Raw genomic sequence first — 15,424 nt, 5'->3', positions numbered from 1 at the left:
GCTCCCGAGCCCCGTCACGCCCCACCCGTCCCTGTCCCGAAACTCGCGCACAGCTACCAGAGATCAGAAGCAGAGGTGGCTCGTTGTCGCAGATTGATACCTGAACGTAGGTACGTGTCAGTAGGGGGTGCCCAGCCTTGGCGTGTAGAGGTACGTTCGAGATTGGGTGACGATCTTCCCCGAGGGGGAGAAGGAGGTGACAGTCGCAAGCCGAGGTTCCGGAGGCTGGCGGCAGAGCAGGCCCTGAGCCTCCGGTGTCAGTGCACAAAGGACGCACTCCGTTTCGATATGCGGAGTGCTCCGGGAACGGAGTTCTGCGTGGACATCGTCGTCAAGGGCCGCAAGACAGAGGTGCCCGAGAGGTTCCGTAAGCACGTGGCCGAGAAGCTGGCGAAGATCCAAAAGCTCGACGGAAAGGTGATCAACCTGGATGTCGAGGTGTGCAAGGAACACAATCCCCGGCAGGCCGACCGTTCCGAGAGGGTGGAGATCACCCTCCGCACTCGCGGGCCGGTCATTCGCGCGGAGGCAGCGGCCTCCGACCCCTACGCTGCGCTGGACCTGGCAGCGGCCAAGCTGGAGGCACGGCTGCGTAAGCAGCACGACAAGCGCCGGGTACACCGTGGTGGAAGCCGCACGCCGATCAGCGTCGCGGCAGCTACAGCGCACCTCGCGGCAGAACTCAACGGACAGCTCGACGCCGCGGCGGAGCCACCCGCACCGGTCAAGACCGAAGAGAAGCCGATGACCACCAGGGTGGGCCCGTTGGAGGTCCAGGGCGACGGCCCGCTCGTCGTCCGTGAGAAGACACACGCCGCCGCGCCGATGGCTTTGGACCAGGCTCTCTACGAAATGGAGTTGATCGGCCACGACTTCTATCTCTTCGTCGACTCCGAGACCAAGCAGCCCAGCGTCGTCTACCGCCGTCACGGCTACGACTACGGCGTGATCCACCTGGACCCGGATCCCTTCGCCGTCGAACCGCCTCCTGAAGCCGGCGGCGCGCTGGGCGGCTGACCGACCGCTCTCGGAACCGTTGAGACCGCGCCCCCGGACCGGGTCGAGAACTCGGCCGGGGGCGCGAACGTGGAATTATGGCCTCACTGGTCAACCTGTGCCCTGTGCAGCGCGGTTGGCGCGGCATAGCCTTCAGGGGGAGGATCGATGGCGGAAAGCTTCGGGCCCGTGATGCCCATGGCGGAAGCGCACCCGGTACGGGTCGCGGTTGAGGACGGCCCCGCGCATGAGCGGCAGCAGCCGGAGCCGATCCGTGTGCTGGTCGTGGACGACCATGAACTCTTCCGGCGCGGGCTGGAGATCGTCCTTGCTCAGGAGGAGGACATCCAGGTCGTCGGTGAGGCGGGAGACGGGGCGGAAGCCGTCGAGAAGGCCGCGGATCTGCTGCCGGACATCGTGCTGATGGATGTGCGGATGCCGAAGCGCGGCGGGATCGAGGCGTGCACCTCCATCAAGGAGGTGGCCCCCAGCGCGAAGATCATCATGCTGACGATCAGCGACGAGGAGGCCGACCTCTACGACGCCATCAAGGCCGGAGCGACGGGTTATCTCCTCAAGGAGATCTCAACGGACGAGGTTTCGGCGGCGATTCGCGCGGTGGCGGACGGGCAGTCGCAGATCAGTCCGTCGATGGCGGCGAAGCTTCTCACCGAGTTCAAGTCGATGATCCAGCGCACCGACGAGAGCAAGCTGGTGCCTGCTCCGAAGCTGACGGACCGCGAACTCGAAGTGCTCAAGCTCGTCGCGACGGGCATGAACAACCGGGACATCGCGAAAGAGCTGTTCATCAGCGAGAACACCGTGAAGAACCACGTCCGCAACATCCTGGAGAAGCTTCAGCTCCACTCGCGCATGGAGGCCGTGGTCTACGCGATGCGGGAGAAGATCCTCGAGATCCGCTGACGGGCCTGCTGTGCCCCACCCGAGGCCTCAAACCGGGCCCCGGTCCAGGCCCCCGCTCACCTGACCCCGGGTTTGCATCCACCCAGGCCACCGCCCGCACATCCGGCGTCCGCTCAGTCGGCCCCCGCGCTCGCTGCCACGCCCGCTTCGGCTCCCGGCTCCTCCCCGGAGTCTCCCGTGAGCGCCCGGCCCAGTGCCTCCGCGAGCTTCGCGTCGTCGCAGCGCTCCACCCGCACCTCGTCGCAGCCCACCCAGGACGCCGCCTCCCACAGCGCCCTGGCCATCGGCGCCACCGCCTTGCGTCCGGCCATGGAGACCTGCCGTGCCACCAGGGTCGTGCCCTCCCGGCCCGGGTCGACTCGGCCCAGCAGCCTGCCGCCGGACAGCAGCGGCATCGCGAAGTAGCCGTGTATGCGCTTGGGCCTTGGAACGTACGCCTCGAGCCGGTGTGTGAAGCCGAATATCCGCTGCGTACGCGGCCTGTCCCAGATCAGGGAGTCGAAGGGCGAGAGGAGCGTCGTGCGGTGCCGCCCGCGCGGTGCGGTCTCGACGGCCGCGGGGTCGGCCCATGCGGGCTTCCCCCAGCCCTCGACCTCCACCGGCACCAGCCCCGTCTCGGGCAGCACGGCTTCCACCTGCTCTCCCTTGAGCCGGTGGTAGTCCGCGAGGTCGGCGCGCGTCGCCACGCCCATGGCCGCACCGGCCTGCGCCACCAGGCGCCGTATGCATTCGTGGTCGTCGATGTCGTCGTGCAGCAGCTCGTCCGGGATGGCACGTTCAGCGAGGTCGTAGACCCGCTTCCAGCCGCGCCGCTCGGTGCAGACGACCTCACCGGTGTCGAGCAGCCACTCCACGGCGATCTTCGTCTCCGACCAGTCGAACCACTCGCCGCCGTTCTTCCCGCCGCCCAGCTCCGTGGTGGTCAGCGGCCCGTCGGCCTTGAGCCTGTCCCGTACGGCGGCGCAGGCCCGGTCGCGGTCCTCCAGGATGTGCCAGCGGTGCCCGCGGGCGCGCCGCTCACGCCGTCTGAAGGCGAAGTGCGGCCATTCCTCCACGGGCAGGATGCATGCGGCGTGCGACCAGTATTCGAAGCTGTGGCCGCCCGTCCAGTACGCCGATTCGACCACGGTCCGGCCGACGGCGCCCAGCCGTGCGTAGGGAATGAGCTCGTGCGAGCGCGCCAGCACGGAGATGGTATCGAGCTGGACGGCACCGAGCCGCCGCAGCACTCCGCGCACCCCCGCTCTGCGGTCCGGCGCGCCCAGCAGCCCTTGCGCCGACAGGGCCACGCGCCGGGCCTCGTCGGCGGAGAGGGAGATCTCCGCAGTCGTCATGCGGCAGACGATATGCGCCGCCACTGACAACGGGACCCGGCGGCCGGATCGCGCGGGCTTTCGGGGCGCCCACCGGGCACGCGGCCTCGTGCGTCCGCGCGCCGTCAGCGAGGCCCGTGGCCCGCGAGCCCGCCGCTCATCGGGCGGGCAGGTACGGCGTCTCCATCGTCATGCCCACGTCGAGAGGGAGCAGCGTCGCGACCCACGCGTCCCTTCTCGTGCCGCGGTGGGCGATCCTCGCGCGCTGGGTCCCCTCCATCGCGAAGCCCAGCCGCAGTGCGACGCTCCGGGACGCCTCGTTGCCCACCTCGGCGACCCACTCCAGGCGTTCGGCCTTCAGCGATGTGAACGCCCAGTCGACGACGGCCCGTCCGGCCTCGACCGTGTAGCCCTTGCGGCGCTGTTCCTTGACCGTCCAGAAGCCGAGTTCGGCCTGGCGTTCGGGGGTGCGGAGCTGGGCCAGGCGCACGAGGCCCATGGAGCCGACGAGGTCGCCCGATTTCGTGAAGACGCCGAAGTTGTACATGGTGTCCTCGCGCCAGCCCGCCGGGTTCACGCCCAGTACGAACTCCTCTGCCTCCTTGCGCCCGTAGGGGTCCGGCACGGGTATCCAGCGCATGATCTCCGGGTCCTGGCAGGCGGACCGCACCGCTTCGACGTCCCTGTCGTCGAAGGGGCGCAGCAGCAGGCGTCCGGTGCTGAGGGTGGTGGGCTCCATGGGGCGATTGTGCCTCCGCCGCCGTGCGGGCCGCGCGGCACTTTGGGTCCGCCCGGCACTGCGCGGGCTGCCGTATGCCTGTTCCTGTAGGTCTTCCCGTATGTCCGTGCCGGTGCGGGGATTTCGCCTCGCGGCCGGGACCCGGCACCTTCGAGCGCTCCGGACCGTTAGGGGTACAGGGGCGTACGTCCCTCGCATACGATGGCCGGTGCGGCGGCGACCGTATCGCCGTGTCCGCGCACTGACCGTGCCAGGTTCGACCGGCAAGGAGCCACCCCAAGTGTCCGTCTTCGGCAAGCTCATGCGCGCAGGTGAAGGCAAGATCCTGCGCAGGCTGGACCGCGTCGTGCGGCAGGTGAATTCCATCGAAGAGGACTTCGTGGACCTGTCGGATGCGGAACTCCGGGCCCTCACGGATGAGTACAAGGAGCGGTACGCGGAGGGCGAAAGCCTCGAGGACCTGATGCCGGAGGCTTTCGCGACCGTCCGCGAAGCCGCGAAGCGCGTGCTCGGCGAGCGTCATTACGACGTGCAGATCATGGGCGGCGCGGCGCTGCACCTCGGTTATGTCGCGGAGATGAAGACCGGTGAGGGCAAGACCCTGGTCGGCACGCTGCCCGCTTATCTGAACGCGATCTCGGGCGACGGCGTGCACATCATCACCGTCAACGACTATCTGGCGCAGCGTGACTCGGAGTGGATGGGCCGCGTCCACCGTTTCCTGGGTCTGACGGTCGGCTGCATCGTGGCGCACATGACGCCGCAGGAGCGCCGCGAGCAGTACAACTGCGATATCACCTACGGCACGAACAACGAGTTCGGTTTCGACTATCTGCGCGACAACATGGCGTGGTCGAAGGACGAACTGGTCCAGCGCGGCCACAACTTCGCGATCGTCGACGAGGTCGACTCGATCCTCATCGACGAGGCGCGCACCCCGCTGATCATCTCGGGCCCGGCAGACCAGGCGACGAAGTGGTACAGCGACTTCGCCAAGCTCGTGAAGCGCCTCGAGAAGGGCGAGGCCGGTGACGCCCGTACGCAGAAGCCCGAGACCGGGGACTACGAGGTCGAGGAGAAGAAGCGCACGGTCGGCATTCACGAGCAGGGCGTCGTCAAGGTCGAGGACTGGCTCGGCATCGACAATCTCTACGAGTCGGTGAACACGCCGCTGGTGGGTTATCTCAACAACGCCATCAAGGCCAAGGAGCTGTACCACAAGGACAAGGACTACGTCGTCATCGACGGCGAGGTCATGATCGTGGACGAGCACACCGGCCGTATCCTCGCCGGGCGCCGCTACAACGAGGGCATGCATCAGGCGATCGAGGCCAAGGAAGGCGTGGAGATCAAGGACGAGAACCAGACTCTCGCCACGATCACGCTTCAGAACTTCTTCCGTCTCTACGACAAGCTGTCGGGCATGACGGGTACGGCCATGACGGAGGCCGCCGAGTTCCACCAGATCTACAAGCTGGGCGTCGTGCCGATTCCGACGCACCGCCCGGTGGCGCGGCAGGACCAGGCGGACTTGATCTACCGCACGGAGGTCTCCAAGTTCGACGCGGTCGTCGACGACATCGCCGAGAAGCATGAGAAGGGCCAGCCGATCCTGGTGGGCACGACCTCGGTGGAGAAGTCGGAGTACCTCTCGGAGCAGCTCAACAAGCGCGGTGTGCGCCACCAGGTGCTGAACGCGAAGAACCACGAGCGTGAGGCGGCGATCGTCGCGGAGGCGGGCCGCAAGGGCTCGGTCACGGTCGCCACGAACATGGCCGGCCGTGGTACGGACATCAAGCTCGGCGGCAATGCCGAGGGCATGGCGGAGAAGGAGCTGCGCGACCGCGGCCTCGACCCGGTGGAGCACGCCGAGGAGTGGGCGGCGTCGCTGCCTGCCGCCTTGGAGAAGGCGGAGCGTTCGGTCAAGGACGACGTCGAGGAGGTCAAGGAGCTCGGCGGACTGTATGTGCTGGGCACCGAGCGGCACGAGTCGCGCCGTATCGACAATCAGCTCCGCGGCCGTTCGGGCCGTCAGGGCGACCCGGGGGAGTCCCGCTTCTATCTGTCACTCGGCGACGATCTGATGCGTCTGTTCAAGGCGCAGATGGTCGAGCGTGTGATGGCGATGGCGAACGTGCCGGACGATGTCCCCATCGAGAACAAGATGGTGACCAGGGCCATCGCCTCGGCCCAGTCGCAGGTGGAGCAGCAGAACTTCGAGATCCGTAAGAACGTCCTGAAGTACGACGAGGTGCTCAACCGGCAGCGTGAGGTCATCTACGGGGAGCGCCGCCGCGTCCTGGAGGGCGAGGATCTGCACGAGCAGGTGCGGCACTTCATGGACGACACGATCGAGGCGTACGTCCAGGCCGAGACGGTCGAGGGCTTCGCCGAGGAGTGGGATCTGGACCGGCTGTGGGGCGCGTTCAAGCAGCTCTACCCGGTGAAGGTCACCATCGAGGAGCTTGAGGACGCGGCGGGTGAACGCGAGGGCGTCACCGCGGAGTTCATCGTGGAGTCCATCAAGGACGACATCCACGAGCAGTACGACCAGCGTGAGGCGGAGCTGGGCAGCGAGATCATGCGTGAGCTGGAGCGGCGCGTGGTGCTGTCGGTGCTGGACCGCAAGTGGCGTGAGCACCTCTACGAGATGGACTATCTCCAGGAGGGCATCGGCCTGCGTGCCATGGCGCAGAAGGACCCGCTGGTGGAGTACCAGCGTGAGGGCTTCGACATGTTCCAGGCCATGATGGACGGCATCAAGGAGGAGTCCGTCGGCTATCTGTTCAACCTGGAGGTGCAGGTGGAGCAGCAGGTCGAGGAGGTTCCCGTCGAGGAGCGGCAGCCCGAGGAGAAGGCTTCGCTGGAGAAGGAGCCGCGAGGGCGCCGTGCCCGCGGGTGCGGCGATGGGTGCCGCTCCGGCGATCCGCGCCAAGGGCCTGGACACTCCGCAGCGTCCGGACAGGCTTCACTACTCGGCGCCGACCGCTGAAGGCGGCGTCGAGGAGGGCGAGTTGGAGACGGGCAACGGCGGCCCGGTCCGTTCCGAGGCGGACGGGCTGACGCGGGCGGAGCGCCGTAAGGCCCAGAAGGGCAAGCGGCGCAAGAAGTGAGCCGCTTGCACCGCTGAGCCGCCGACCGCTTGCGGCGCCGACCGCTGAGGGGGCCGTGATCCTTCGCGGTCTGCGCACATGAGTTGCTGTAGCGGCCGGGGCCCGCTGCCCGCCGAGGCGGCAGGTCCCGGCCCCTACTGCTGTGTGGTCGACCCGGCCGCGTGGGTGCGCGACGTGGGCTCGCAGTTCATGGTTCGCGGTCGGCGGGCTCAGGCCGGTCTGATCCCCGGTGGTCCTGCTTCGCGCCGAACGGCCCCTGGTCGTGGGCTTGTTGGGCGCCGGGCCTGTGGCGGTCCGACGGTGACTGGCCGTCGAGTTCTACGGCGGCGCAGCGCCAGCGGCGGTCGGGGCACAGTTCCAGGCGGAAGGCCATGGCCCGCTGCCGGTCGCCGGTGACGATGCGGGCGAACGCCTCGATGACGCCGTCGCTGGGTCGGCTGCCGCGGGCGTCCAGCACCTCCGGGCTGCTGCGGTCCGCTCCGCGCGGGCGCAGTGGGGCGTGGGAGGCGAGGCCCGCGAGCTGTTCGTAGGCGGAGCTGCGGGTGTGGCCCAGGAGCGTGTGTACGGGCCGCTGTCCGCTCAGTACGAGCACCAGCCGGCTGGCGAACCAGAAGGGCGGCTGCCGTTCCCGCTCCCTAGCTGCCGCGGCGCGCAGCGCGGAGGCGGAGGGCGATGCGGCGGGGCGGGCCGTGGCCGGGCGTGAGCGGCGGACCTCTGTGCGCCGGACCTCGGGGCGGCGGGTTTCAGGGCGGCGGATCTGCGGGCGCCGGGAGTCGCGGCGTCCCGGCGGTGCCTTCCGCGCGGTGGCCTGGCGGCTTCGCGGAGAGGCGGCTGCGGGCGGTGTGGGCGGAGCGTCCATGGGGTCCCCCGATGAGTGACGGAAATGCGATGACGGAACACGTTGACGAAGCTGCCGGTGAGCAGCGCCGGTGATCGGGCTTGAGCAGGCCCCCGGGCCGAGTTTTACCGGGCGGTAGCTTCGCTCATCGTTGTAGCGGCGTGATCGCACGGCCGCAACGCGTGATCATGGGTGCGGCGAGCCGCCGGAAGCGATCACCTATCAGGCTGATCGGCGGAATCAGGCTGACGACCGGCCCTTTCCACCTGCGGCTTCGTGCAACGGTTCCCCGGCGGGGGCCGGGCGTTGGGCCCTTATCCTTGCGGGGCAGACCCTCCGGCGATACACGAAAGCGGCAGCCCCATGCGTGTCTATGTGCCTTTGACCCTCCCAGCGCTGCGCGAGGCGCACCGGGCCGGCGAACTGGCGCCTGAGCGCGGCGGCACCGTCGCGTACGCGGTCACGCCGGGGCTGCGCGAGTGGTATCTCTCCGACGACAGCGAGGAGTTGGAGTACGCGGCGCTCAACCGCGCGGCGCAGGCGTCGCTGCGGCTGCTGGCGGGCAGGCCGGAGGTTCCGCGCCGGCGAGTGGTCGTCGCGCTCGACGTGGCGGACGGCGCGGTCTCCTTCGATCCCGACCGTGGCCTGGAGCGGGAGTCCCTCGGGGAGGTACGGATCGAGGGCGCGCTGTCGATGTCGAAGGCGGCGGCCGTGCACATGGACTCCGGCGACGCCGTGGAGGACGTCACGGCGGCGGCCGACGCGCTCGGCGCCGCCGACATGGGCGACGAGGACGCCCGGTTCATCGTCGACGGCGCCGAGGACCACGAGCTGCTGTGGTACGCCACTCAGGAGATTCCGCACCTGCCCGGCTGAGGCCGTGCACACCCCTGACCGCGGGTCCCGGGCCCGGCGGCGGGCCCGGGGTCAGGACGGCCGAATCCGGTATCGCGTTGTCAGACCCCCGACGTAACGTCTTATGCATGGGTCTGGGACAAAAGCACAGACGGTCCGCGCACATCGTCTGGGACTGGAACGGCACGCTGCTGCACGACATCCACGCCGTCATCGCCGCGACGAACGCCGCCTTCGCCGAGCTCGGGCACCCCTCGATCACGCTGGAGCGCTACCGCGAGCTGTATTGCGTACCCGTGCCGCGGTTCTACGAGCGGCTGATGGGGCGGCTGCCCAGCGAGGAGGAGTGGGAGGTCATGGACGAGACGTTCCACCGGCACTACTGGCACCGGGCGCGGGAAGCGGGTCTCGCCGAGGGCGCCGCGGAGCTGCTCGCGGACAGGACGGCCGCGGGCCGTACGCAGTCGCTGTGCTCGCTGGCGCCGCACGACCGGCTCGTCCCGCTGCTGCGGACGCACGGCATCGACCGTCACTTCGTGCGCGTCGACGGGGCGCGGGGACCCTCGGGAGGCGGCAAGGCCCAGCAGATGGAGCGGCATCTGCTGTCGCTGGCGGGTGTCGAGGCGGAGCACACGGTCGTCATCGGCGACGCCGTCGACGATGCGCTGGCAGCCCGCCATGTGGGGGCGCGAGCGGTGCTCTACACGGGCGGCTCGCACAGCCGGGCCAGCCTGGAGACGGCAGGCGTGCCCGTGGTGGACACCCTTGCCGAGGCGGTCGAGACCGCCGAGCAGATAACCGGCTAGACGGCCCGACCGGCCGGGGCGGCCGGGCAGCCGCGGGGCACGACGGCGGTCATCGTGACGGACGACATATCCGCGGGCGGACATCTTCACGAGCGGAAGCTGCTGGGATCTACCGGAAGGCCCGCCCGTGCTGGGCAGTCCGCGTGCCCGTCGGCTCAACCGGAGCCCCCGGCGCGGCAGTCGAAAGCTGCGGCACCCCAAGACGGCGGGCAGGCCGAGGAGTCGGGGGGCGTCAGAGCGGGGTAGGCCTGAGGGGCCGGTTTTCCGGCCCGTAGCGACAGGCGGAACGGTGGCCGCTGTCCACTCCGTCCAAGACCAACCCCCGATTTTGTACACATAAGGTCTATGACCGCCCCCGGCTCGGGGGCTGTAGCCTACGGGCGTGATCAGCGCGATATCTCGCGGGGGCGGTGCGACCCCCGTACGGTGCCCATTGCGCGACAGCGCCCAGGGCCGCGGCTGGTCGTCTTCCACGGCACGCGTCGAGCCCCGGGTCGTCACCCCGCCCTCCGATGCCGTGTCCGAGCAAGTTCCCGCCATTTCACGTCACGCAACGGCGCGCGACAGGAGCCACAGGACATGCAGACCAAGCTGGACGAAGCAAAGGCCGAGCGGCTGGAGGAAGCCGCCCGGGTAGCTGAAGAGAGCCCAGCCGGGGGCCAGCACCCGGCGCGGGGTCTTGAGAACGGTTCGCTCAGGGCGTTCCTCCAGCGCTACTACCTGCACACCGCGCCGGAGGACCTCACCGACCGCGACCCGGTGGACATCCTCGGTGCGGCGTTCTCTCACTACCGTCTGGCGCAGGAGCGTCCGCAGGGCACGGCCAATGTGCGTGTGCACACGCCTTCGGTGGACGAGAACGGCTGGACCTGCACGCACACCGTCATCGAAGTCGTCACCGACGACATGCCTTTCCTCGTCGACTCGGTCACCAACGAGCTGTCACGCCAGCACCGCGGCATCCACGTCGTGATCCACCCTCAGATGATCGTGCGCCGCGACGTCACGGGGAAGCTGCTGGAGGTGCTCGACGCCGGTCGCGACAAGCTCGGCCCGGGGCCCGCTCGTGAACTGCCGCACGACGCCGTCACCGAGTCCTGGATTCATGTCGAGATCGACCGCGAGACCGACCGGGACGACCTCAAGCAGATCAACGACGATCTGCTGCGCATCCTGTCCGACGTACGTGAGGCCGTGGAGGACTGGCGGAAGATGCGCGGCGCCGCGCTGTCCGTCGCCGACGAGCTGGAGCGTGAGCCCGTCGCCGCCGACGTGCCCGCCCAGGAGGTCGAGGAGTCGCGTGAGCTGCTGCGCTGGCTTGCCGACGACCACTTCACCTTCCTCGGCTACCGCGAGTACGAGCTGTCGGAGGAAGTCCCCGACAGCGACGGGGAGTTGACGCTCACCCCGGTCGCGGGCACCGGCCTGGGGATTCTGCGTTCCGATCCGCAGCACACCACCGGCGACGACGGCCACCCGGTGTCGCCGTCGTTCAGCAGGCTCCCCGCCGACGCCCGCGCCAAGGCCCGCGAACACCATCTGCTGGTGCTGACGAAGGCCAACAGCCGTGCCACGGTGCACCGTTCGTCGTATCTCGACTACGTGGGCGTCAAGAAGTTCGACGCCGACGGCAATGTCGTCGGTGAGCGCCGCTTCCTCGGGCTGTTCTCGTCCGCCGCGTACACCGAGTCGGTGCGCCGCGTCCCCGTCATCCGCCGCAAGGTCGCCGAGGTGCTGACGTCGGCGGGGTTCGCGCCCGACAGCCACGCCGGCCGTGACCTGCTTCAGATCCTGGAGACCTACCCGCGCGACGAGCTGTTCCAGATCCCCGTCGACCAGCTGCGTTCCATCGCGACGTCGGTGCTCTACCTCCAGGAGCGCCGCAAGCTCCGCCTGTATCTCCGCAAGGACGAGTACGGGCGCTACTACTCGGCACTGGTGTATCTGCCGCGTGACCGCTACACCACGTCCGTGCGGCTGCGCCTCACCGAGATCCTCAGTGAGGAACTGGGCGGCACCAACGTCGACTTCAGCGTCTGGAACACCGAATCGGTCCTCACCAGGCTGCACTTCGTCATCCGCCTGAAGGCGGGCGCGCAGCTTCCGGAGCTGACCGACGCCGAGGCCGACCGCATCGAGGCACGCCTCGCGGAGGCCGCCCGCTCCTGGGCCGACGGCTACATGGAGGCGCTGACCGCCGAGTTCGGCGAGGAGCAGGCCGCCGAGCTGGGCCATCTCTACAGCGCGAACTCCTTCCCCGAGGGGTACGAGGGGTACAAGGCGGACTTCCCGCCGCGTGCGGCCGTCGCCGACCTCCAGCACCTCGACAGGCTCGCCCGCCGCGAGCCCGGCGAGCCGGACTTCTCCCTGAGCCTCTACGAGCCGGTGGGCGCCGGCGCGGGCGAACGCCGCTTCAAGATCTTCCGCATCGGTGAGCCCGTCTCCCTGTCCGCCGTGCTGCCGGCGCTTCAGGCGATGGGCGTCGAGGTCGTCGACGAGCGTCCGTACGAGCTGCGTTGCAGCGACAAGAGCAAGGCGTGGATCTACGACTTCGGTCTGCGCATGCCCGTCTCCCACGCACATGGTCTCGGCGAGGACGCGCGGGAGCGTTTCCAGGACGCCTTCACGGCGGTGTGGACGGGCCGCGCGGAGAACGACGGACTCAACTCGCTCGTGCTGTCCGCCGGTCTGACGTGGCGCCAGGCGACGGTGCTGCGTTCGTATGCGAAGTATCTGCGGCAGGCGGGCGCCACGTTCAGCCCGACGTACATGGAGGACACCCTCCGGCACAACGTGCACACCACGCGACTGCTGGTGAACCTCTTCGAGGCGCGCCTCGACCCCAGCCGCTCCCGCGCCGGCCACGAGCTGACGGACGGCCTGCTGGAGGAGCTGGACGGGGCGCTGGACCAGGTCGCCAGCCTCGACGAGGACCGCATCCTGCGTTCCTTCCTCACCGTCATCCGGGCCACGCTGCGCACCAACTACTTCCAGAGCTCGGGAAGCGGGTCGGGCGGCACGAAGGACCCGGCGGCCAAGCCGCACGAGTATCTGTCGGTCAAGCTGGACCCGCAGGCCATCCCCGATCTGCCCGCGCCGCGCCCCGAGTACGAGATCTGGGTGTACTCGCCGCGCGTCGAGGGCGTGCATCTGCGCTTCGGCAAGGTCGCACGCGGCGGCCTGCGCTGGTCGGACCGGCGGGAGGACTTCCGTACGGAGATCCTCGGCCTGGTCAAGGCGCAGGAGGTGAAGAACACCGTCATCGTGCCGGTCGGCGCCAAGGGCGGCTTCGTCTGCAAGCAGCTTCCCGACCCGGCCGCAGACCGCGACGCCTGGCTGGCCGAAGGCATCGCCTGCTACAAGACGTTCATCTCGGGGCTGCTCGACATCACCGACAATCTCGTCGCCGGCGACGTCGTGCACCCGGAGGACGTGGTCCGTCACGACGAGGACGACACCTACCTCGTGGTCGCCGCCGACAAGGGCACCGCCACGTTCTCCGACATCGCCAACGAGGTCGCCGAGGCGTACGGCTTCTGGCTCGGCGACGCCTTCGCCTCCGGCGGCAGCGCGGGCTACGACCACAAGGGCATGGGCATCACCGCCCGCGGCGCCTGGGAGTCGGTCAAGCGGCACTTCCGCGAACTCGGGCACGACACCCAGACCCAGGACTTCACGGCCGTCGGCGTCGGCGACATGTCGGGCGACGTCTTCGGCAACGGCATGCTGCTGTCCGAACACATCCGCCTCATCGCGGCGTTCGACCACCGGCACATCTTCCTCGACCCCGACCCGGACGCGGCGACGTCGTACGCGGAGCGGCGCCGCCTGTTCGAGCTGCCGCGTTCCTCCTGGGAGGACTACGACACGTCGCTGATCTCCGCGGGCGGCGGCGTCTATCCCCGTACGGCGAAGTCGGTGCCGGTCACGCCGCAGGTGCGGGAGGCCCTCGGCATCGACTCGAAGGCGGGCAAGGTCACCCCGGCGGAGCTGATGCGCGCCATCCTCGCCGCTCCCGTGGACCTGCTGTGGAACGGTGGCATCGGCACCTACGTCAAGGCGTCCACGGAGACGAACGCCGACGTGGGCGACAAGGCCAACGACGCCATCCGCATCGACGGCCAGGACCTGCGGGTGAAGGTCGTCGGTGAGGGAGGCAATCTCGGGCTGACGCAGCTCGGCCGTATCGAGTTCGCCCTGAACGGCGGCCACGTCAACACCGACGCCATCGACAACAGCGCGGGCGTGGACACCTCCGACCACGAGGTGAACATCAAGATCCTGCTCAACTCGGTCGTCACCAACGGCGACATGACCGTCAAGCAGCGCAACACCCTGCTGTCGGAGATGACCGACGAGGTCGCCGAGCTGGTGCTGCGCAACAACTACGCGCAGAACGTGGCGCTCGCCAACTCCATCGAGGTCGCCCCCGGCCTTCTCCAGGCCCACCACCGGCACATCCGCCGCCTGGAGAAGGAGGGCAAGCTCGACCGGGCCCTGGAGTTCCTGCCCAGCGACAAGCAGATCCGTGAGCGGCTGGCGGCCGGACAGGGCCTGACGCAGCCGGAGTTGGCGGTGCTGCTCGCCTACACCAAGATCACGGTGTCGGACGACCTGATCCACACCACGCTCCCCGACGACCCGTACCTCCAGCAGCTCGCGCAGGCCTACTTCCCGCGTGCGCTGCGCGAAAAGTTCCCCGAGGAGATCGTCGGGCACGCGCTGCGCCGCGAGATCGTCACGACGCTGCTCGTCAACGACACGGTCAACAGCGGCGGTTCCAGCCTCGTGCACCGCATGAAGGAGGAGACCGGCGCCTCCACGGAGGAGGTCGTACGGGCACACACCGCCGCACGTGCGATCTTCCGGCTCGGTGAGATCTGGGACGAGGCGGAGGCTTTGGACAACATCGTCGCCGCCGACGTGCTCACCAGCATCAGGCTCCAGTCGCGGCGCCTCGTCGAGCGCGGCACGCGCTGGCTGCTGAACAACCGCCCGCAGCCGCTGCAACTGGCCGAGACGATCGAGCTGTTCAGCGACCGTGTGGCGACCGTGTGGGACGAGCTGCCGAAGCTCCTCAAGGGCGACGACCGCGCATGGCACCAGGCGATCCTGGACCGGCTGGACGGCGCGGGCGTCCCGTCCGAACTGGCCCTGCGGGTCGCCGGGTTCTCCGCGGCGTTCTCCGGTCTGGACGTCGTCGCCGTCGCGGACCGTACGGGCGTGCAGCTCCTCGACGTCGCCGCCGTCTACCACGATCTGGCGGACCGGCTCGGCATCACCCAGCTCCAGGAGCGCGTCAGCGAGCTGCCGCGCGCCGACCGCTGGCAGTCCATGGCGCGGTCGGCGATCCGCGAAGACCTGTACGCGGCACACCAGTTGATCGCCGCGGACGTGCTGTCGGAGGGCGACGGCGCGGCCACGCCCGAGCAGCGGTACGAGAAGTGGGAGGCGAAGAACAAGACCATCCTCTCCCGCGCCCGTGCCACGCTCGACGAGATCCAGGCGTCGGAGACCTTCGACCTGGCGAACCTCTCGGTCGCGATGCGGACGATGCGGACGCTGCTGCGCAGCAACCGCTGAGCGGGCAGTCACCGGGCGGGCGACCGCTGAGCGGGCAACTGCTGAGTCGGCCACTGCTCAGCGGCCGTGCGCGGCGGCGTCCGGCCCGGACGCGGGCCCCGGGTCGGCCCCCTGGGGCGTCCGCCGGGACACGTGCGGTTCGCCGGGGCGCCCGCCCGCGTGAACTGGGCGTGCCGGACCCGGCCTGCCCGCCGGGCGGCGGTGCCGTGCCGGGCCCGGCGGCACCCGGTCGGCTCCTGTCGGCTTCGACGGCTCGG

At 69.3% G+C, this 15,424-nt stretch carries 9 protein-coding genes; 6 read left to right on the top strand and 3 right to left on the bottom strand.

Features of this window, described 5'->3' with window-relative positions:
- Positions 1 to 318: 318 nt before the first annotated feature.
- Positions 319 to 1,017 (top strand): ribosome hibernation-promoting factor, HPF/YfiA family, encoded by a 699-nt coding sequence (gene hpf, locus MMA15_RS09320; protein ID WP_241058651.1) that lies wholly within the window; start codon positions 319 to 321, stop codon positions 1,015 to 1,017.
- A gap of 147 nt (positions 1,018 to 1,164) precedes the next feature.
- Positions 1,165 to 1,920, top strand: a complete 756-nt coding sequence (locus MMA15_RS09315) for a response regulator (protein WP_241058650.1) — start codon at positions 1,165 to 1,167, stop codon at positions 1,918 to 1,920.
- Between the two features lie 113 nt (positions 1,921 to 2,033).
- Here the strand turns inward: MMA15_RS09315 and MMA15_RS09310 are convergent, their stop codons facing one another.
- Together MMA15_RS09310 and MMA15_RS09305 are read right to left on the bottom strand one after the other, a co-directional pair.
- A complete protein-coding gene (locus MMA15_RS09310; protein WP_241058649.1) occupies positions 2,034 to 3,254 on the bottom strand; it encodes a winged helix-turn-helix domain-containing protein in 1,221 nt (406 codons plus the stop codon).
- 136 nt (positions 3,255 to 3,390) lie between these two features.
- Entirely contained in the window at positions 3,391 to 3,972 is a 582-nt protein-coding gene (locus tag MMA15_RS09305) for a GNAT family N-acetyltransferase (RefSeq protein ID WP_241058648.1), read from the bottom strand.
- On the opposite strand from MMA15_RS09305, the gene secA reads away from it, so the two are divergent.
- Entirely contained in the window at positions 3,872 to 6,964 is a 3,093-nt protein-coding gene (secA, locus tag MMA15_RS09300; protein WP_443732548.1) for a preprotein translocase subunit SecA, read from the top strand. The genes MMA15_RS09305 and secA overlap by 101 nt on opposite strands.
- A 308-nt stretch (positions 6,965 to 7,272) precedes the next feature.
- Here secA and MMA15_RS09295 read toward each other — a convergent pair whose 3' ends face one another.
- Positions 7,273 to 7,944, bottom strand: coding sequence for an Rv3235 family protein (locus tag MMA15_RS09295; RefSeq protein WP_241058647.1), 672 nt, complete (start codon positions 7,942 to 7,944; stop codon positions 7,273 to 7,275).
- 342 nt (positions 7,945 to 8,286) lie between these two features.
- Here MMA15_RS09295 and MMA15_RS09290 point away from each other — a divergent pair, with 342 nt between their 5' ends.
- The 3 genes from MMA15_RS09290 (at position 8,287) to MMA15_RS09280 (ending at position 15,167) form a co-directional block, all read left to right on the top strand.
- The gene (locus MMA15_RS09290) at positions 8,287 to 8,799 is read left to right on the top strand and encodes a DUF6912 family protein (protein WP_241058646.1); all 513 of its coding nucleotides are present in this window, start codon (positions 8,287 to 8,289) and stop codon (positions 8,797 to 8,799) included.
- A 107-nt stretch (positions 8,800 to 8,906) separates the two neighbouring features.
- A complete protein-coding gene (locus MMA15_RS09285) occupies positions 8,907 to 9,584 on the top strand; it encodes an HAD family hydrolase (protein WP_241058645.1) in 678 nt (225 codons plus the stop codon).
- A gap of 579 nt (positions 9,585 to 10,163) precedes the next feature.
- Complete coding sequence (locus MMA15_RS09280) at positions 10,164 to 15,167, top strand: NAD-glutamate dehydrogenase (protein WP_241058644.1); 5,004 nt, start codon at positions 10,164 to 10,166, stop codon at positions 15,165 to 15,167.
- Positions 15,168 to 15,424 lie beyond the last annotated feature (257 nt).

It is taken from the genome of Streptomyces marispadix (genome assembly GCF_022524345.1).
Taxonomy (GTDB): Bacteria; Actinomycetota; Actinomycetes; order Streptomycetales; family Streptomycetaceae; genus Streptomyces; species Streptomyces marispadix.
This window is presented reverse-complemented; position numbering and strand designations above follow the sequence as displayed.